Origin of the sequence: Marinobacterium nitratireducens (genome assembly GCF_014645375.1) — a bacterium.
Taxonomy (GTDB): Bacteria; Pseudomonadota; Gammaproteobacteria; order Pseudomonadales; family Balneatricaceae; genus Marinobacterium_A; species Marinobacterium_A nitratireducens.
Genome location: NZ_BMLT01000004.1, coordinates 167,568 through 186,321, shown reverse-complemented (window position 1 = coordinate 186,321; position 18,754 = coordinate 167,568). Strand labels below are relative to the sequence as shown.

18 protein-coding genes are annotated in these 18,754 nt (G+C 65.2%); 9 read left to right on the top strand and 9 right to left on the bottom strand.

The annotated features are described in order from the left end of the window. Position 1: 1 nt before the first annotated feature. The 3 genes from IEX85_RS09145 to IEX85_RS09135 form a co-directional block, all read right to left on the bottom strand. Positions 2-1,774, bottom strand: a complete 1,773-nt coding sequence (locus IEX85_RS09145; protein ID WP_188860282.1) for an N-acetylglutaminylglutamine amidotransferase — start codon at positions 1,772-1,774, stop codon at positions 2-4. A gap of 370 nt (positions 1,775-2,144) precedes the next feature. After that, complete coding sequence (locus IEX85_RS09140; protein ID WP_188860281.1) at positions 2,145-3,182, bottom strand: nucleoid-associated protein; 1,038 nt, start codon at positions 3,180-3,182, stop codon at positions 2,145-2,147. Between the two features lie 280 nt (positions 3,183-3,462). Next, positions 3,463-3,666, bottom strand: coding sequence for a PA3496 family putative envelope integrity protein (locus IEX85_RS09135; protein ID WP_188860280.1), 204 nt, complete (start codon positions 3,664-3,666; stop codon positions 3,463-3,465). A 276-nt stretch (positions 3,667-3,942) separates the two neighbouring features. Here IEX85_RS09135 and IEX85_RS09130 point away from each other — a divergent pair, with 276 nt between their 5' ends. Then, positions 3,943-4,164: a hypothetical protein gene (locus IEX85_RS09130; RefSeq protein ID WP_188860279.1), complete on the top strand. Its 222-nt coding sequence runs from the start codon at positions 3,943-3,945 to the stop codon at positions 4,162-4,164. Between the two features lie 39 nt (positions 4,165-4,203). Here IEX85_RS09130 and IEX85_RS09125 read toward each other — a convergent pair whose 3' ends face one another. Further along, positions 4,204-4,410: a PA3496 family putative envelope integrity protein gene (locus tag IEX85_RS09125; protein ID WP_188860278.1), complete on the bottom strand. Its 207-nt coding sequence runs from the start codon at positions 4,408-4,410 to the stop codon at positions 4,204-4,206. Between the two features lie 200 nt (positions 4,411-4,610). Then, complete coding sequence (locus tag IEX85_RS09120; RefSeq protein ID WP_188860277.1) at positions 4,611-5,327, bottom strand: hypothetical protein; 717 nt, start codon at positions 5,325-5,327, stop codon at positions 4,611-4,613. Between the two features lie 176 nt (positions 5,328-5,503). Between IEX85_RS09120 and IEX85_RS09115 the strand changes: the two genes are divergently transcribed. From IEX85_RS09115 to IEX85_RS09105, 3 genes are read left to right on the top strand one after another with little or no spacing between them, the layout of a single operon-like run. Continuing rightward, positions 5,504-8,242 (top strand): bifunctional acetate--CoA ligase family protein/GNAT family N-acetyltransferase, encoded by a 2,739-nt coding sequence (locus IEX85_RS09115; RefSeq protein WP_188860276.1) that lies wholly within the window; start codon positions 5,504-5,506, stop codon positions 8,240-8,242. 7 nt (positions 8,243-8,249) lie between these two features. Continuing rightward, positions 8,250-8,726, top strand: a complete 477-nt coding sequence (locus IEX85_RS09110; protein WP_188860275.1) for a GNAT family N-acetyltransferase — start codon at positions 8,250-8,252, stop codon at positions 8,724-8,726. Then, positions 8,723-9,046: an MGMT family protein gene (locus IEX85_RS09105; RefSeq protein WP_229721855.1), complete on the top strand. Its 324-nt coding sequence runs from the start codon at positions 8,723-8,725 to the stop codon at positions 9,044-9,046. Before IEX85_RS09110 ends, IEX85_RS09105 begins: the two co-directional genes overlap by 4 nt. A gap of 69 nt (positions 9,047-9,115) precedes the next feature. Here IEX85_RS09105 and IEX85_RS09100 read toward each other — a convergent pair whose 3' ends face one another. The 3 genes from IEX85_RS09100 to IEX85_RS09090 form a co-directional block, all read right to left on the bottom strand. After that, complete coding sequence (locus tag IEX85_RS09100) at positions 9,116-9,400, bottom strand: ArsR/SmtB family transcription factor (RefSeq protein WP_188860529.1); 285 nt, start codon at positions 9,398-9,400, stop codon at positions 9,116-9,118. A 127-nt stretch (positions 9,401-9,527) separates the two neighbouring features. Beyond that, entirely contained in the window at positions 9,528-10,088 is a 561-nt protein-coding gene (locus tag IEX85_RS09095) for a DUF5610 domain-containing protein (RefSeq protein WP_188860274.1), read from the bottom strand. A gap of 68 nt (positions 10,089-10,156) precedes the next feature. After that, entirely contained in the window at positions 10,157-11,428 is a 1,272-nt protein-coding gene (locus IEX85_RS09090) for a GGDEF domain-containing protein (RefSeq protein WP_188860273.1), read from the bottom strand. A gap of 237 nt (positions 11,429-11,665) precedes the next feature. On the opposite strand from IEX85_RS09090, the gene IEX85_RS09085 reads away from it, so the two are divergent. Beyond that, positions 11,666-12,601, top strand: coding sequence for a universal stress protein (locus IEX85_RS09085; RefSeq protein WP_188860272.1), 936 nt, complete (start codon positions 11,666-11,668; stop codon positions 12,599-12,601). 324 nt (positions 12,602-12,925) lie between these two features. On the opposite strand, the gene xthA is transcribed toward IEX85_RS09085, so the two are convergent. Then, positions 12,926-13,741 (bottom strand): exodeoxyribonuclease III, encoded by an 816-nt coding sequence (gene xthA / locus IEX85_RS09080; protein WP_188860271.1) that lies wholly within the window; start codon positions 13,739-13,741, stop codon positions 12,926-12,928. A gap of 230 nt (positions 13,742-13,971) precedes the next feature. On the opposite strand from xthA, the gene IEX85_RS09075 reads away from it, so the two are divergent. From IEX85_RS09075 to IEX85_RS09060, 4 genes are read left to right on the top strand one after another with little or no spacing between them, the layout of a single operon-like run. After that, positions 13,972-15,477: an ABC transporter substrate-binding protein gene (locus IEX85_RS09075; protein WP_188860270.1), complete on the top strand. Its 1,506-nt coding sequence runs from the start codon at positions 13,972-13,974 to the stop codon at positions 15,475-15,477. After that, positions 15,474-16,406 carry an ABC transporter permease gene (locus IEX85_RS09070; RefSeq protein WP_188860269.1) on the top strand — a complete coding sequence of 311 codons (933 nt, stop codon included), beginning with the start codon at positions 15,474-15,476 and terminating at the stop codon, positions 16,404-16,406. The genes IEX85_RS09075 and IEX85_RS09070 overlap by 4 nt, the downstream gene beginning before the upstream one ends. Continuing rightward, the gene (locus tag IEX85_RS09065; protein ID WP_188860268.1) at positions 16,403-17,221 is read left to right on the top strand and encodes an ABC transporter permease; all 819 of its coding nucleotides are present in this window, start codon (positions 16,403-16,405) and stop codon (positions 17,219-17,221) included. Before IEX85_RS09070 ends, IEX85_RS09065 begins: the two co-directional genes overlap by 4 nt. After that, positions 17,218-18,678 carry an ABC transporter ATP-binding protein gene (locus tag IEX85_RS09060; protein WP_188860267.1) on the top strand — a complete coding sequence of 487 codons (1,461 nt, stop codon included), beginning with the start codon at positions 17,218-17,220 and terminating at the stop codon, positions 18,676-18,678. Before IEX85_RS09065 ends, IEX85_RS09060 begins: the two co-directional genes overlap by 4 nt. Positions 18,679-18,754 lie beyond the last annotated feature (76 nt).

Genomic DNA, 18,754 nt, shown 5'->3' with positions numbered 1-18,754 from the left:
CTCAGATGCCGTGGGTCTGCAGCCAGAACTCGAGCAGCGACACCTGCCAGAGCTTCGAGCCTCGCAGCGGCGTGATATGGTCTTCCGGTGCCTTGAGCAGCGTCTGCAGGTACTCGGGCCTGACCAGGCCGCGGTCGCGGGCAGCGCCCTGGCCGAGGATCTGTTGCACGAACTCGAGATACTCGCCGCGGATATACTTTAGCGCCGGTACCGGGAAATAGCCCTTGGGACGGTCGATAACCCCGTTCGGGATGACCGCGCGTGCGGCCTCCTTGAGCACGTACTTGCCGTCTTCCCGGACCTTGTGCTCGGGCGGGATGCGCGCGGCGAGCTCTACAAGTTCATGATCGAGGAAGGGCACGCGGGCTTCCAGTCCCCAGGACATGGTCATGTTGTCGACCCGTTTGACCGGGTCGTCGACCAGCATGATGTGGCTGTCGAGCCGCAACGCCTTGTCGATCGGGGTGTCGGCGCCGGGTTGCGCGAAGTGGGCCTCGATCAGCGCGCGGCTGTAGTCTTCGCCGAGCCACTCGGGCGCCAGCAGTCTGGCCATCTCCGCGTGGTCGCGGTCGCAGAACACGCGTGCGTAATCGGACACCGGATCCTGACTCTGCGCCAGCGGCGGATACCAGTGATAGCCGCCGAATACCTCGTCGGCGCCCTGGCCGCTCTGCACCACCTTGACGTGCTCGGCGACTTTCTGCGACAGCAGGTAGAAACCGATGACGTCGTGGCTGACCATCGGCTCGCTCATGCTGCGGACGCAGTCCTGCAGCGACGGCAGCAGACGGGCGCTGTCGACGAACAACTGGTGGTGCTCGGTGGCGAAGTGTTCGGCGATCAGATCGGAATACTTGAACTCGTCGCCGATCTCGGCGCCGACGGTTTCGAAGCCGACCGAAAAGGTGTTGAGTCCCTTCTGGCCCTGCTCGGCGAGCAGACCGACGATGAGGCTGGAGTCGAGCCCGCCGGAGAGCAGTACGCCGACCGGAACGTCGGCCTCGAGACGGCGCTTCACCGACAGTCGCAGCTGGTCGAGCACGCGTTCTTTCCAGTCCTCGAAGCCGAGGTTCCGGTCTTCGTCCCGGCGGCTGTAATCGGGCTGCCAGTAACGTCGTTCGCTGGCGCGGCCCTGGGCGTCATATTCGCGGATGCTCGCAGGGGCCAGTTTGCGCACACCGGCAAGGATGGTGTGGGGGGCCGGCACCACGGCGTGGAAGCTGAAGTAGTGGTGAAGCGCCACCGGGTCCAGGGTCTTGTCGACATCGCCGCCGGCGAGCAGTGCCGGGAGAGTCGAGGCGAAACGCAGGCGCGGTCCCTGTTCGCTGTAGTACAGCGGCTTGATCCCGAGGCGGTCGCGGGCCATGACCACGCGGCCGCTGTCGCGATGCCAGACGGTGAAGGCGAACATGCCCTGGAGACGGTGCACGCAGTCGCTGTCCCAGGCGTGGAAGGCCTTGAGTATGACCTCGGTGTCACCGTGGGAGAAAAAGCGGTAGCCGAGCCCTTCGAGTTCGCTGCGCAGCGCACGGTAGTTGTAAATGCAGCCGTTGAACACGATGCCGAGCTCGAGGTCGTTGTCCACCATCGGCTGCTGCGCGTGCTCGCTGAGATCGATGATCTTGAGGCGCCGGTGGCCGACGGCCAGGTTGTTCATCTGGAACAGGCCGGTGCCATCGGGGCCACGCGGGGCCAGGCTGTCGTTCATTCGGGAGACGGCCGTCAAATCGGCCGGAGTTCGGTCAAAACGGATTTCACCGCAGATACCACACATTGGGATCGGTTCTCGTCGATTTGATTAGAAGGGTACCCAGACGGGCGTCGAGGAAAGAGGGGGCGCCTTCCTGGCGGGTTGTTGGAGGTTGCCGCAATCGGATTCCACTGCGTTCGTCCAGGTCGTTTTTATTTCGTGTTCAAAATAACATAGCGAAATTCAGCGCGCAAAAGCACCGGGTGCTGCCGTTTTTGCCAGTTTTTCGTGAAGTTGTTGTTACCAAAGGCAAAATATTGCTTTGAGGTAAAAACGATCAGGGAACCTGCGAACAGGTCCCTTTGGGTCTATCGGCGGGGAAAGGTGTTGCGCAAAAGGCGGTCGCCGGCGCAAACCGCCGGCGACCGCATCGGCTGGCAGACGAGCGGAAGGCTCAGTCCTGCTCGAGGGCGTCGCGGATGGTCTGGATGACGCGGGTCGGCAGGCGGCGCAGGGTCAGGGTCTGGCCGTCCTCGTCAAACAGGATGTCCCGGTCCGAGTCCTTGGTGCCGAGGGATCGGCGGGCAAAGTCCAGCTGCCAGTTGTCGGACTTGGTCTTGACCTTGGCCAGGGCGCGCAGGGTGCCGCTGTGGGGCTGGAACTCCTGGGTCACCTGGTAGGGCTCGGTGTTGGCGAACTGGCCGAAGGTCGCGCCCTCGGTTTCGGCCTGCGGCGGCGGGATATAGGCGTCGAAGAGTCGCTCGATCTCGTTAAGTGAGGCGTGCTGCTTGTCCTCGCGCTTGCGTTCGAGGTAGCTGACCACATCCTCGACCACTTCATCCTTGCGTTCCTGGATGGCGTGCTGATTGCAGAAGTCGCGGGTCGCGCGGATCAGTTCGCGGGTACAGTGGCTGGCCGGCACGGCCTCGCTGCAGCCGAAAGCGCCGGGGAAGTCCTGGCCCGGGCTGCCGCCGCGCTTGCCCGGGACGAAGCTGAGATAGCTGTCCTGGCCGCGTTCGAGGCGCGTCAGGTTGACCCGTAGCGCCTGCACCAGACGCTCCGCCGCCAGTACCCGCGTTTCCACCGGTTGCAGCGACTCGTCCAGCGCCAGCCTGGGCTCGTGCTCCAGCAGCGCCAGCAGCAGGTAGTGATAGCGGTCGCTCTGATACAGCAGGCACACCAGCTGGCTGTCATGCTCGTCGGCGGGCTGTTCCGGCTCTGCGGCGTTAAGCAGGCTGGCAAGCGCCGCGTCGGCGAGTCCTGTGAGATCGGCGTTGTCGATATCGCCGGTCAGCGCCAGCAGGGCACCGGCGAAGGGATGCTCCTGCAGGGTATCTTCGCTGAAGGCGCCGTGGGTGAGGGCGGAACGTCGCCCAAAGCTGCCGCTGACGGCTTCGAACAGCTGCTGGGCGGCGGCGTCGGTCGGGTCCAGCTGGCGACGGTCGCCTGCGGCGCGGCTGATGGCACGGATCTCGATCTGTTTCAGTTCCATGGCACTTCCGGAAGCGATTTGAAGAGAGCGGATTCTACGTCAAGCGGGGGAACGGTGCGAGTCCGCGGCCGGGCGGGGGGGGGGCAGCACGATCTTCGCGGCACAGTTGAAGGGCATGTGCTGGAGAGAGACCCGATTGCGCCGCGAACTGCGATCGTGCCTTCCAATAGTAGCCGCAGCCGGCCGGTTGTGCAGCAGCGGGGAGAAAAAATGCTGTTTATGTGCCGCTTTTGCCACGTGCTTTACAGACGGGCGCCCGGCCGGCGCCCGGCCGCCGGCCTCAGTCGAACCAGTTGTCGTCGTAGCCGCTGCTGAGCTGGCGCGCCAGCAGGCGTTCTTCCATGCGCTCTTCTATCTGGCGTCTTTTCTTGCTGTTGTAGCTGGCCTTCTTGCCACGGGGGCTGGCGTCCTGCTCCTCGTAATCTTCGTCCCAGTTCTCGATATCGTCCATCGGGACTTGATCGACACGAATCTTGGTGCCCATCGGCTCTTTTCTCACATCTCGGGTTGTGTCATCTGGCAGCCGGGGACAGGCTGCCGGTCGAAAACAGTGCGGGTGAAAAGGACTTGACAGCCCGGCAACGCCGCTTTTCGGCGAATATATAGCAGCTTTTTGTCTGCGGTAAAGTGAATTTTCAGGTCTTCGACGATATTTTCGAAGGCGCCGGCCGGGTATGAAAATTTTTCTGCTTAAGCGGCTTTGGGGATTGCCTTCGTCGGGATAGAATTTGCGGTTTTTGCCGTACGTTGGAGCAGGGTTTTGGAAGGGATTTGCAAGCATTGCCGGGAGCTGATCGGCTCGGCCTTCGTCACCAGGCCACATCACAATCTTGTCAGCACAGGCCATGGCGCCGAAGGTGAGCTCTATGTCTGCCAGGCATGCGACTGCTGTTTCGAGTTCACCGCCGAACATATCTATCTGCTGAAGGGCGATGCCGCCAGGAAGGCCCGCGCCGCCCAGACCTGGCAAAGACCGGCCTGAGCGACCCGGAGTGTGGAGCCCTGCGACAGCGAGGGCGGGTCAGTAGTCCAGGTAGTCGTCGTCGAAGACATCCTCGATCTGACGCCTGAGCGCCCGTTCCTCCATCAGGCGCTCGATGCGCCTGCGGGCGGCCGGATGAATTTCCTGCTGGGGCGGGCTGTCGTCGTCTTCGACGGCCGGTTCAGAGTCCCAGTCCAGTACGTCGTCATCGTCGGTCAGGTCCTGGCTGTTATGTTTTTTGCTCATGACAGTGATCTCGACACAGCTGAAGTTCCACTCAAGCGCAGGCCCGTGCGGGTTGCAGCGGGCACCGCAACGGCGTCCCGGGTGAGACCCCGCCGGGGTCTTCATCCCGATTCCTTCCCTATTATGGTTCAGTTCCCGATTCTTGCCGCTTTAACAGAACCGGGACAGCGTCGCGGGCCGTCAAACTGAAAAATCTTCGTTCAGGGATTGAACACCAGATTGGGGAACAGCTGGGCCAGTATGCCTGCGGCCAGGTCGCGCTGTTCGCGGGTGTCGTAGAGCAGCACCACATCGCCCTCGCGGAAGTAGACGCCCATCAGCCCCGGCAGGCGCGTCCCCGGTTTGAATGCCGACCGGTTGGTCAGGCCGTTGCACTCGAAGGTGCCGGGGCGCTGCTGATCGTACACCCAGCGGCCGCCGATCCAGGCCGGTGCCCGGGCCGCGTCGACGGCGAAGCAGAGTCGCGCCGGGCGCAGAATCAGCGCGAAGCGGCGGCCAAGCTGCGAGTCTTCCAGTCGCAATGAGGTGGCGGAGGCGTCGCCGTTGAGGCTCCAGGCGACGAATCCGCTGTCGCCTTGGGCGTTTTCGAACAGCATTATCAGGCGGTCCTGGCGGGGCGACCAGCGGTTCTCGACGAAACGATAGTCGTAGCTCAGCTGCAGCGGGTGGCGGCCATTGTAAAGCGACTGTTCACGGTAGGTCTGGAGAAAGGCGTTGGCCAGGGTTGCATCGTCCGCCACGGTCGACGGCAACGTCGGGTTGGCAGGCTCGGGGATGACCCGGGTTTCGCGGGTCTCGACCGGCTCCGACGGCGCCGGGGGCGTCGGCTTGACCGGCTCCGGAACGGGCGCCGGTGGCGGAGCGCCGGCACAGCCGGCCAGCAGGGCAAACAGAATCAGTACGATGGGCAGGCGCATGCTTGGATCCTTTTGGTGATTGTGAAATATCCCTCTTTGCCGGCATTGTAGGGGAAGAGACCACGCAAGTTGAGTCACTGACGCAAAACAATGACGCAGCTGCGAAATCGCCTAGACTGTTAGCCAGCCAGCGGGACTGGCTGCGTTATCGGCTTCAAACACAACAGGATTGCCGAGTGTCGACAAAATACCTGAGGCGTTTTTTCAAACCTGCGTCCATCGCCGTCTTCGGCGCGTCCGACCGTGCCGACAGCATGGGGGGCGCGGTGCTGCAGAATCTGCGGGAAGGCGGATTCGAGGGGCAGCTGATCGCCGTCAACTCCCAGGGGTATGGCCAGGTGCGGGGCGTACCCTGCGTCAAGAGCGTGAGCGAGTTGCCGCAGATGCCCGACCTCGCGATCATCTGTTCGCCGCCCGGCAGTGTGGCCGATATCATCCGCAAGCTGGGGGCCAACATGGTCAAGGCGGCGCTGATACTGACCGGCGGTCTGTCGATCCGCAACAGCAGGGAAGAGCGCTCGCTGCACGAAGAAGTGCTCGATGCAGCCCGCCCCTACGGCATTCGTATCCTCGGTCCGGACTGCATGGGCCTGCTGGTGCCGGGCTCGCGCATGAATGCCAGCTACGCGCACGTCAATATCCGCAAGGGCAAGGTCGCTTACATTGGTCAGTCGGGGCTGATCGGGACCGCCATGATCGACTGGGCCAATGGGCAGGAGATCGGTTTTTCGCACTTCCTGACCCTGGGCGACAGTGTCGACGTCGGGATTCCGGCGGTCATCGACTACCTGGCCCAGGACCCCTATACCCATGCCATCCTGTTGCAGATGGATCGCATGACCGGGCGGGCGCGGGACTTTCTCTCGGCAGTGCGGGCGGCGTCGCGCAACAAGCTGGTGCTGGTGCTCAAGTCCGACATCGTCCAGGACGACCAGCACAAGCTGCAGCTGGCCCCCGGCGTCGATGACGAGGACAGGGTCTATGACGCTGCGCTGCGTCGTGCCGGCGTGCTGAGGGTTGAAACCTCCGACGAGCTGTACAACGCCCTGGAAACCCTGTCGCGAATGAAACCGTTGCGGGGAGAGCGGCTGGCGATCCTGTGCAACGGCATGGGTCCCAATGCCCTGGCGACCGACCGCCTGCTCAAACGTCAGGGGCAACTGGCCGAATTCAGTGACGCGACACGGGAAGCCCTGCTGTCTCTGTTGCCGGGCTACTGGAACCAGCGTAATCCCGTGGATCTGAATGCCGATGCCACGCCGGAGCGCTTTGCCGAGGCGCTGAGTCTGGTGTCCAAGGACCCGGGCGTCGATGCGGTACTGGTGATACACGCGCCCACGCAGATGGCGTTCGGTGCCGAGACCGCGGAGGCGGTAATCGAGGTCGCGCGCCGTACCGCGCGCAATGTGCTCACCAGCTGGATGGGGCGGGCTACCGCCATCGAGGCGCGCAACCGCTTCAACGCCGCCGGGATCGCGACTTTCGTCACCCCGGAGGAGGCCGTCGACGCTTTCATGCAGATGGTGGAGTACCGCCGCAATCAGGAGGTGATGCGCCAGACGCCGGCCCCCTACATGGAGCAGAACAGCCAGAATCACGTTCGGGCCCGGGAGCTTGTGGCGACGGCACGCGGCGAGGGGCGCAATTTTCTCTATCATGCCGAGGCCTGCGAGTTACTGGATCTGTACGATATTCCGGTTGCCCATTCCTACTATGCCGATACCGTCGAGGGGGTGGTGGATATCGCCAAACGCCTTGGTGGCTCGGTGGCGGTTCGGGCGCTGCATTGCGAGAACGTTTACCCGTTCAGCTACGACGACAAGGTGCGTCAGCGCTGGCGTGACCTTGCACTGGACCTGTACTCCATCAACGAGGTCAAGCACGCCACCACCCGCCTCGAATACCGGGTGCGGGAGCGCTTCAGCGACGACGAGGTGCTGGGGTTTGTCGTGCAGCAGATGAAACGCGGATTTCAGTCGCTGCAGATCAATGTCGGCGTGACCCGCGACCCGACGTTCGGCCCGCTGCTGCTGTTCGGTGCCGGCGGCTATGCCGTCGACATGTTGGCGGACCGTCAGCTGATGCTGCCGCCGCTGAATCTGGCGCTGGCGCAGGCCCTGGTGCGGCGCTCCCGGGTCTACGACATCATTCGCGAAAACAGCTACCAGGTGGAACGCGACGTCGATCAGCTGTGCGAGCTGCTGATCCGCCTGTCGGAGATGGTGGTGGATCTGCCGGAACTGGCCTGTCTGGAAATCAATCCGCTGCTGCTCAACAAGCGGGGGCTGCTGGCGGTCGATGTGTCGGTATCGCTCGGAGCGCCGGTGAGTCTGTCGATATCGCCCTATCCGGCCTATCTTACCGAATCGATCCGGTTGAAAGGTTCCGGCCGGCCGGCGGTGGTCAGGCCGATCCGCGGCGAGGACGAGCCGGCGCACCTGGACCTGTATCAGCACCTCAGTCCCGATTCCATCCGCCTGCGCTACTTCTACAGCCGCGGCGTGCCGACGCATCAGGAACTGGCCACCTGGACCCAGATCGACTACGACCGCGAAATGGCCTTTATCGTTTCGGCGCCGAGGCTCGATGGCCTGCCCGGAGACGAAACCTTGGGCGTCGTGCGTGCGGTCACGGACCCGGATAACGTGCGCAGCGAATTCTCGATCGTGATTCGCGACGACCTGCAGGGGGAGGGGCTGGGGGTCATCCTGATGCAGCGCATCGTTGACTATTGCCGCAAGCGTGGCACTCTGCAGTTGTACGGCTCGACCCTGTCCAGCAACAGAGGCATGCAGGCACTGGCGCGTAAGCTTGGATTCAAGACCGCCTACAACCCGGAGGAAGACGTCGTCGACATGAAAATGATGCTCAATGAACCGACCGAAGAATGGCAGATGTACCGCCTGCAGCAGTGAGGCCGCAATGAGACTTGAATGGTACCCGTTCGAACACCTGGGCGTGGACGCCCTTTACGCGCTGCTGCGCCTGCGTGCCCAGGTATTCGTGGTGGAACAGGAGTGCGCCTATGCCGACGTCGACGGCCTGGATCCTCAGGCGCATCATCTGCTGGGGTGGGGAGAAGACGGGCTGGTGGCCTGCGCGAGGGTGTTTCCGCCTCAGCAGGGGCGTATCCGGGTCGGGCGCATTCTGGTCGAGGCTTCGGCCCGCGGCGACGGTGCCGGCCACCGCCTGGTGGAGGAGATTCTGCGCTTCTGTCGCTGCCACTGGCCCGGCGTACCGCTGGCGCTGGCGGCACAGGCGCACCTCGAGCGCTTCTATGGTCAGCACGGCTTCATTGCCGAGTCCGAGCCTTATGACGAGGACGGTATCCTGCATATCGATATGCTGAGGCCTGTGCAGGCGCCGGCGCCACTGCAACTGGACGACCGGGTTTCGTGACAGCGGAACCCGCGCAGCTGTCCGACGCCGAGCGGATCTGGCAGGTGGTCGCGGGGATCCCGCCGGGGCGGGTGTGCACTTACGGCACGGTGGCGGAACTTGCCGGACTGCCGCGCCGGGCGCGGATGGTGGGGCGGGTGCTGAGCCGGCTCCCGGAGGGCTCGCGTCTGCCCTGGCACCGGGTCGTCAATGCCCGTGGCGAGCTGTCGCTGCCGGCGGACTCGCCGGGCGCGCAAATGCAGCGCGAGCGTCTGGAGGACGAAGGCATCGGCTTCGTGCGGGGACGAATACCGCTGACGCGTTTCGGCTGGCAGGGGTAGCCGCCGCAAGCGGCGCTGGCGCCAGGATTATGCCGCCTCGATTGGGTCGCCGCCTGGCGGATCACGATGTCAGGCGTCGGGGCAATACAGCGAGTGCAGAGTTTCAATGACTCGGGTGGCGCGGTCGCCGCGCAGCGAATAGAAGATGGTCTGGGACTCGCGACGGGTCTGCACCAGGCCGTCATTACGCAGGACCGCCAGGTGCTGCGACAGCGCCGACTGGCTCAGATCGAGGCTGCGGTTCAGTTCTCCCACCGACATTTCCTGACCCTGCAGGTAGCACAGAATCAGCAGCCGGTTCTCGTTGCTCAGGGCGCGCATCAGCCTGGCGGCTTCTGCGGCATTGCTTTTCATCTCGGCCAGCGACGGTGTCGACTGCTCCTGGGCGGACGCCTGTTGCGACAAGGGAGTCTCCTGCTAAAGCGTGGGGGTATATCCCGATTCTAAAGCAGGGCGCCGCCGCCCGCAATTTGCGCTTGTTTCAGAACGGGTCCGAAGCCTCATCGGCGTGGCCGAGATAGTCGTCGAGTCCCTGCTGCACCAGCTCCCAGGTGGTGTCGATATTGGCGGCGATGTCGCCTTCGAGCACGCCAAGACCCTGCAGAATATCGCGTGCCTCCGAGAAGCCCTGCTCGATTCCGCCGCGAATCAGGTCGATGAAGCGGGCGCGGCCCTCGTCTTCGCCGAGCTCCGGGTGCTGTTCCAGATACGCCGGCAGGAAGGCGGTGGACATCGACAGAATGCGACCGGCGGTGGCTTCGGGGCTGACGTCGAGGCCATTGTCGATGGCATATTGCAGCGCATCGGGCCCGAGGTCGTCGGCCAGCAGCTCGTTGAGCTTGTCGACCGCGGCGCGGTAGACCAGTTCGAGGGAACGGTTGCCGGTGCTGATGCTGACGTTCAGGGAAGCATCGAGAATGGCCTTGTCCTTCAGGACTTTGCCGTCGCGGGCCGCAGCCGATACGGTCTTGCCGATGCCGCCGTTGCGGTCCGAACGCGCCAGCTCAGAGACTTGCTGGCCGAAATTGGGCTTGATTTCCATGGGCTGCTCTCCGTAAAGGCGGACAACAGTTTAGCGGCTGCCGGAAACAACCGTTGAGTGAATTTTGTTCATGCGAAGTCGGACTGGCCCCGCCGGCTGCGCTGGCGCAGCCGGCGGCTGGGCACGGTGCGGTTGCGGCCGGCTTTCTTGGCGGCGTAAAGCGCCTTGTCTGCCTGCTGCAGAACCGCATCGGGGTCGGAGTGCGTCGGGCCGCGCTCGCACAGCCCTATGCTGATCGTCACCTGCACGGGTTTGCCGGAGGCTCCGGAGCTGCGTTGCCTGCGGCCCGCGTCGACATCGTCGGGGCGGTCGCTCCTGCGAATCTGCAGCGGATAGCCGGCGATCGCCTCGCGCAACTGCTCGAGGTGGGGCAGGGCGTCTTCCTCGCTTTTGCCCCGGAACAGCACCGTGAACTCTTCGCCGCCGTAGCGGAAGACCCTGCCGCCGCCACTGACCTCGCGCAGTTTCGAGGCGACGAGACGCAGCACCTGATCGCCGGCGTCGTGGCCGTAACGGTCGTTGAAGCGCTTGAAGTGGTCGATATCCATCATCGCGATAGTGTAGCGCCTTCCCAGACTGCGCAGCTGTTCCTGCAGGGCGCGCCGCGCCGGGATGCCGGTGAGCTCGTCGACGAAGGCGAGCTGGTGGGAGTGAAACACCAGCGCCTGCACCAGCACCAGCTGCATCGTGCTGAACAGCAGTGGTGATATCAGTGGCTGGTCGAACCAGAAAAACAGCGCCGGCAGCGTCAGCAGGACGCCGAGCATAGCGCCGTCGGCATGGGTGCGGCGAAAGTGCAGTACCAGGGCGCCAAGCAGCAGCGCGACGGCGCAAAACCAGGCGCTTGCGGTGCTCAGGTAGCGCGCCTCGACGGCAAGTTCGTGCAGGGGGGCCGGCAGCTGGTACAGCCAGGGCGCCAGCCAGTGCTGCTGCCACAGCAGCCCGAGAAGCGCGAACGGCGCGAGGGGCAGTAACTTCATCGCCAGCGCCCGGCGGTTACGCAGCCCGCGTTCGGGCGCGAGACAGAACAGCAGCTGGTTGAATGGCAGCAGCAGCGACAGCAGGCTGAACAGCACGAAGTTGTCCGGCTCCGCCAGCGGGCTCTGCAGGCATTGCTGTATCAGTGCATAGCCCGCCAGCAGGTTGAGCGCCGACAGCATGGCCCGGCTCTGGTTGTACAGGTACGCCAGCAGCAGGTTGGTTGCGCCGAGCAGATAGGGCAACGCCGCCAGCAGCAGCTGCAGGTCGGGAGCCAGGGTCGTCAGGCGTCCGAATACCAGGCCGGCGCCGGCGAGCAGCAGCAGCGGCGCGATCAGTATTCGAACAAGATCTATGGGCACGGGCGTTCTATCCTTAAACGGGCTGTCGGGGTTATGCCTGCGATGCTGGGGCGGCGCTCAAAACCGGTTCGAACCGGTTATTTATAATCTATAAAGCCGGGTATTTCGCCGCCCCAGGCCCGCTCAGGTAGCCTGCTGAACTTGGCGTTCCTGCCGGAGAAGCTGTTCTGCCGGAGGGGCCCGCCGCCGCTGCAGGCGGCACTAAACCGGGAACAACTGTAGCTCAGTGGAGACAGTATGAAGCCGCTACGCAAGATTCTTGTCAACCTCGAAGAGGAGCACGGCAACGACCAGGCGCTGGAGAAGGCATCCTGGCTGGCCGAACGCACGGGCGCCGCGGTCGAGCTGTTCTGCTGCTGTTTCAATCTGACGCTGCGCAATGCCTGGCTGTTCGACCACGAGGCCGGCCTGCACGCCCAGCATGCATACCTGCGTCATATCGAGGCGCGGCTGGACACCATTGCCGAGACGCTGGTCGGGCGCGGATTCGAGGTCGGGGTCGATGTGGCCTGGGAACGGCATCACGCCGAAGGGGTCATTCGCAAGGCAATCCGCTACGAGCCGGATCTGGTGATACATCAGGTCGGCCGGCACAGTCGCCTGGGGCACTACCTGCTGGCGCATCACGACTGGCAGCTGCTGCGCGACTGCGGCTTTCCGTTACTGCTGGTCAAGGCGCACCGGTGGCATGAGCAGCCGCGCATCGCCGCCTGCGTTGACCCCTTCCACGATGGCGAGGCGCCGGGCGAATTGGATCGTGAACTGCTCAAGCATGCCGCCTGGCTGCGCGAGCTGACCGACGGACGGCTGCACGCGGTGCACAGTTATCACACGCTGCCGCAGTCGGCGATCTTCGACGAGCATGTGGTCACCGACTTCGAAGCGCTGAAGCAGAAGGTGACGCAACAGCATACCGAAGCGCTGAACCGGCTGCTGGGGCCTGTCCTGGATCCCGAAGGCGAGCAGGTGCACCTGCTCAAGGGCGAAAGTCATCAGACGCTGCCGCGCTTTGCCGAAGAGCACGGGATCGACGTCATGGTAATGGGGTCAGTGGCGCGGGGCTTCGTCGATCGCCTGCTGCTCGGCAGTACCGTCGAGCGGGTGCTGGACGAAATCGCCTGCGACGTGCTGGTGGTCAAGCCGCCGGGCTTCGTCAGCCCGGTGAAGGGGTGAGTTGTCACGCGGCAACTGCCCTTGACCGTATCCATGACTGGAGGATGGGTCTAGCGATGCAATGGCTCTTGCCGGAACCTTTGGCACCGTTCATGGGCATCGCGTAACCCGTCAAATCGATCGCAGGTAGGATGGGACAAGCGATGCAGCGGCACGGGCAAACCGCCTACGCGGCGTTCGGGCATCGCGGCCCCATCATATCGATCGCAGTTCAGATCGATGGGTATCGGTTGCCGATGTACGTTCCCGAATCCCCTTCGGTGTTGGGTTACGCGCCTTCGGCGCTAGACCAACCTGCAAGAGCGTTACCCCTCAGCCGTGACCTCAAACGTCGAACGTCGCCCAGACCGGCGCGTGGTCCGACGGTTTTTCCATGCCGCGGACGTCGTAGTCGATGCCGACGTCGGAGCACAGCTCGCACAGCGGGGCCGTGGCGAGGATGGTGTCGATGCGCAGGCCGCGCTTGGGTTCGCGCTCGAAGCCGCGGCTGCGGTAGTCGAACCAGCTGAAGTGTTCGTCGTCGTTCGGCCGCAGTACCCGGTAGCTGTCCTGCAGGCCCCAGTCCTTGAGGCGCTGCAGCCATTCGCGCTCCTCGGGCTGGAAGCTGGTCTTGCCGTCGCGCAGCCAGCGCTTGCGGTTGGGCTCGCCGATGCCGATATCGATATCTTCCGGCGAGATGTTCAGGTCGCCCATCACCACCAGCAGGTCCGTCGGATCGCACCGGGTCTGCAGGTGGGTCAGCAGGTCGGCGTAGAACTTGCGCTTGGCCGGGAACTTGGTCGGGTGGGTGATATTCTCGCCCTGCGGGAAGTAGCCGTTGATGACGGTGATCTGGCGGCCGTCGGCGGTCGGGTAGCGGCCGATGATCAGGCGCTTCTGGGCGTCGTCGTCATCGTCGGCAAAGCCCTTTTGCAGCATCGAGGGCGGTTGCTTCGACATCAGGCAGACGCCGTAATGACCCTTCTGGCCGTGATACTCGACGTGGTAGCCCATCGCCTCGATAGCCTCGACGGGAAACTCGCCGTCGCTGACCTTGGTCTCCTGGATGCCGATGACGTCCGGCTGCTGAGTCGCGATCAGCGCCTCGAGCTGGTGCAGACGGGCACGTATTCCGTTGGTGTTGAACGAGACCAGTTTCATTTTCCCGATTCTCTCCTGCTGACAAAGGCCGGGAGTGTAGCACGCGCTTTCGGTTGCTGTCGTTTCGCAGGGCCGCGATGACGCCGTAACGGAGCCGGCTGGAACCGCAGGGCTATCGTACGTGCCCGCGGTCGGTTATTGCGGCCTGCCGAGCGGCTTGAAGTGTTATGTTATTACATATAATCTATTGAGATTGTTATGACATAACATCATGAACCGGGACACAGTTGATGAAAAAGTTAGTTGCAGCGCTCGCTGCCTGTCTGGTGTTGGCCGGCGCTGCACAGGCCTCTGAACGCAGGCTTGCAGTGGTGGCGCCTTTCGAGATCAAGGGACCGGATCCGGTATTGTCCGGTACGGTGTTTCAGCGCATGGGAGTCGCGGAAACCCTGATCGACGCCGGCCTCGACGGCCGTTTGCGGCCGGGGCTGGCTTTGAACTGGACGGTCTCGGCGGACGGCCTGGTCTGGACCTTCCCGATCCGTCCGGATGTACGCTTTCACGACGGCAGCGCTCTGACCGCCGAAGCCGCGGTGAGGGCACTGCGTGTGGCACGAACCAAGCCCGGCTTGCTCGAAAAGGCGCCGATCCGGTCGATCGAAGCTGCCGGCGGTGCGGTGGTGGTGCGTCTTTTCGAGCCGCTGGCGGTACTGCCGGCGTTCCTGTCGGAGTATCGCGCGCAGATACTGGCACCGGCGTCCTACGACGATGACGGCCGGGTGCGGGAGCTGATCGGCACCGGCCCCTATCGTCTGACGTCGCTGACACCGCCGTTGAGCCTCGAAGTCGAGCGCTTCGACGGCTACTGGGGCGCGCCGGCCCGTATCGGCCGTGCCAGCTACCGGGCGGTGGGGCGCGCCGAGAGCCGGGCGCTGCTGGCCGAGAGCGGTGATGCGGATCTTGTCTTCAATCTCGATCCGGCCAGCAGTGCGCGACTCGCCGCCGGCACCGCCGTCGAGGTGCTGTCGGCGCCGATACCGCGTTCGCTGATCGTCAAGCTGAACGCCGCCCATCCCTATCTGGCCGACAGCCGGGCCCGGCAGGCTCTGAGCCTGGCCATTGACCGCGACGGTCTGTCGGCTGCGGTGCTGCGCTACGAAGCCACGGCGAATCAGCTGCTGCCGCCGAGCGTGCCGCTCTGGCACGATGCCGATGCCGCCGCGCCTGCCCACGACCCGAAGGCGGCCAGGGCGCTGCTCGAGGAGCTGGGCTGGAAAGCGGGCGAGGACGGCATCCTGACCCGCGATGGGGAACGTTTCTCGCTCGAGCTCACCACCTACCCGGACCGGCCCGAGCTGCCGCTGGTGGCGGCGGTTCTCGAGCAGCTGTGGCGTCAGGTCGGCGTCGAGGTGAAGATCCACTCGACCAACTCGTCCGCGATACCGGAGGGGCATCAGAACGGTACCCTGGAGTTGGCGCTGTTCGCCCGCAACTTCGCGCTGGTTCCGGACCCGGTCGGCACTTTGCTGCAGGACTACGCACCGACCGGCGACTGGGGCGCCATGGGCTGGCGTCACGACCGATTCGAATCCCTGATCCGTGGGCTGGCTCGCGGTGACGGTGGTGCCGAGGCGCGGCTCGAGTCGCTGAGGATCCTGCAGCGGGAGCTGCCGGTCATTCCGGTGGCCTGGTATCGGCAGACCGCCGCGGTCTCGAATCGGCTGAGCGGCGCCCGGCTCGACCCGTTCGAGCGGGATTTCGGCCTCGATTCCCTCCGCTGGAAGGACGAAAGATGACGGCAGCCGTATTCCGCCTGCTGCAGGCACTGCTGGTCGCGCTCTTTGTTGGGGTGACGACCTTCGTGATGATGCGCTCGCTGCCCGGGGACATGGCCTGGCGGATCGCGGCGCATCGCTACGGTTACGACCTGGTCGACGCCGATGCCGTGCGGCTGGTGCGCGAAGAACTCGCCCTCGGGGGGCCGGCATTGCCGGCGTTGCTGCAATGGCTCGGGGATATGGTGCGGCTCGAGTTCGGCACCTCCCTCGTCAGCGGCGCGCCGGTTGTGGACGAGATCAGCCATCAGCTCGGCGCGAGCCTGCAGCTGGCAGCAGTGGCGCTGTTGCTGTCGCTGCTGCTGGGGCCGCCGCTCGGTATCACGGCGGGCCTGAGGCCCGGCGGCTCGCTCGATCGCGGCTTGCTGCTGCTGTCGACGGGGCTGCGGGCGCTGCCGCAGTTTCTGCTCGGTCTGGTGCTGATTCTGCTGGTCTCGGTGGAGCTGGGCTGGCTGCCCGCCGCGGGCTACGGTACGGGCGCGCATTTCGTGCTGCCGGCGCTGACCCTCGCTCTCGGCCTCGCGGCATTGTCGGCTCGGATCGCGCGGGATGCGACAGCCGCCGTCGCCGCCTCGCCGTACTACGCATTCGCGCGCCAGAAGGGGCTCGGCGACTCCCAGGTGTTCTGGCGTCACGGTCTTCGCAATGTCTCGGTGCCGTTGCTGACCTGCCTCGGGCTTCAGTTCGTGACCCTGGTCGAAGGTGTCGTGGTGGTCGAAAGCGTGTTCGGCTGGCCCGGAATCGGTCACGGGCTGGTGCATGCCATCTTCGGCCGGGACGTGCCGATGGTGCAGGGCACCGCGCTGGTCATGGGGCTGGCATTCGTATTGGTGAACGCCCTGATCGACGCCGCCGTGCGCCGGCTCGATCCGCGCGGAGCAGCGGGATGAAGTTAGTGACTGAGGGTTTATTATCGGAGCGGGGACGGCGTCGGTCGCGGCGCTTCGGAGCGGTGCTGGTGCTGACGGTGGTGCTGTTCGCCTGGCTGGCGCCCTGGCTGGCGCCGGGAGATCCCTTCGGACAGGCGCTGCTCAAGGCGCTCGGCCCGCCGGACGCGGCGGCACCCTTTGGTTACGACCACCTCGGGCGTTCGATGATACAGCGGCTCGGTGCGGCGCTGCGCCTGTCATTGCTGATCGCCTTTTTCGCGGTCGCGGCTGCGGCGATCTTCGGGGTGACACTCGGCCTGCTGGCGGCCGCTCGCGGCGGCCGGCTCGACCGCGTTCTGGTGCTGCTGTCGGACAGCCTGCTGGCGCTGCCGGGGCTGTTGCTGGTGTTGATCCTTGCCGCGGTGGTACCGGACAAAGCCCTGGCGTTCGCCGCAGGCCTCGCGCTGGTGCTCTGGATCGAGTTCTTCCGGCTGACGCGCGCCACCTGCCGGGGCCTGCTGACGAGCCCCGGCGTGCAGGCGTCGCGGCTGCTCGGCTTCGGCTCTATCTATGTGTTTCGTCGTCATCTCTGGCCGGAAGTCGCGCCGCTGCTGCTGACGACGGCCGCCTTCGGTGCCGCCACCGCGATCATGACGGTCGCGTCGCTGGGTTTCGTCAGCGTCGGCATGCAGGCTCCGACGCCGGAGTTGGGCCTGATGATGGTCGAGCTCATGCCATACTGGCGCGAGGCACCGCTGGCGTTGCTGCAGCCGGTGTTCGCGATCTTTCTGGTCCTGCTGGGGCTCAACCTCATGGCCGGAGGCCGCACGATATGACCGCTACGCTCATCGCGACCGATATAGGCGTTTACGACCAGCGGGGAGAGCGGCTGCTCGAGCCGGTCAGCCTGCAGCTCGAACCGGGCCGGCCGCTGGTGGTGCTTGGCGAGACCGGTTCGGGCAAGAGCCTGCTCAGTCAGGCGCTGATCGGCACCCTGCCTGCCGGCCTTGCGGCTTCCGGACGCGTCTGTCTCGGCGGCAGCCATCTTGATGCCGCGCAGCCGGCGGATTATCGCAGGCTTTGGGGGCGCGAGGTCGCCGTACTGCCGCAGGAGCCCTGGCTGTCGCTCGACCCGCTGATGCGGGCGCAGCAGCAGGTGGCGGAATCGCACCGGTTGGTGCGGGGACTGGCGCCCCGGGCCGCTATCTCCGTCGCGGGCGAAGAACTCGAAGCCCTGGGGCTGGCCGGAGCGCTGCGGCGCTACCCGCACCAGCTGTCCGGTGGCATGGCGCAGCGGGTCGCCTTCGCCGCGGCAAGGGCCGGCGGCGCCCGAATACTGATCGCCGACGAGCCGACCAAGGGGCTGGATGCGGCGCGGCGGGACGAGGTGGCGGCCTTGCTGATGCGCGAGGTCGCGGCTGGCGGATCGCTGATGGTGGTGACCCACGATCTGGCGCTGGCGCGTCTGCTCGGCGGCGAGGTGCTCGTGGTCCGGCGCGGTGCGCTGGTCGAGCGCGGTGATAGCCGTGCCATATTCGAGGCGCCGCGGAACGCTTATACCCGCCGGCTGCTGGCGGCCGATCCACGCTGCTGGCAGCGGACGCCGCCGGTACCTGCGGGGGGCCCCACGGTACTGCAGGCGCGGGATCTCGGGGTTTCGCGGGGCGGACGGGTGCTCGTCGAGGGGTTGTCGCTGCGCCTGGGCGCCGGCGAGATACTCGGCATCAGCGGGCCGAGCGGCTGCGGCAAGTCGTCACTGGGCGATGCGCTCCTCGGGTTGCATCCACCGCATGCCGGTACGGTGGTGCGCTCGGTGGCGCGTCCGCAGGCCTACCAGAAGGTGTTCCAGGATCCGCCCAGCGCCTTTGCGCGTACCCTGGCGCTGGGGCAGGCGATCGCCGACCTGGTGCGGCGCCAGCGCCTCGACGGGTCGAGGGTAGAGCCGCTGATGCAGCGTCTGCGGTTGCGCCCTGAACTGCTCGCGCGCAGGCCCGGGGAGGTTTCCGGTGGCGAGCTGCAGCGGTTGGCGCTGCTCCGGGCGATGCTGCTGGATCCGGTATTCCTGTTCGCCGACGAGCCGACGTCGCGCCTGGACCCCCTTACCCAGCAGGAGGTGATCGGGCTGCTGCGGGAGCTGGCGGGCGAGGGTTGCGCGGTAATGATCGTAAGCCACGACCCTGAGCTGATCGCGCGTACCGCACACCGCTGCATCGTGCTCGATGGCGCCGGGGCGGCGACCGTGCCCGCGCCCCAGCCCCGGCCGGATTCAGCCGGGGCGGCCCTGTTACGATAGCCCGTTGCAATGTGTTCGTTAGCCGCGCGCTATTGGTCAAGCAGGCGTTAAGGCTTTAGAGTACGGCGGCATATCT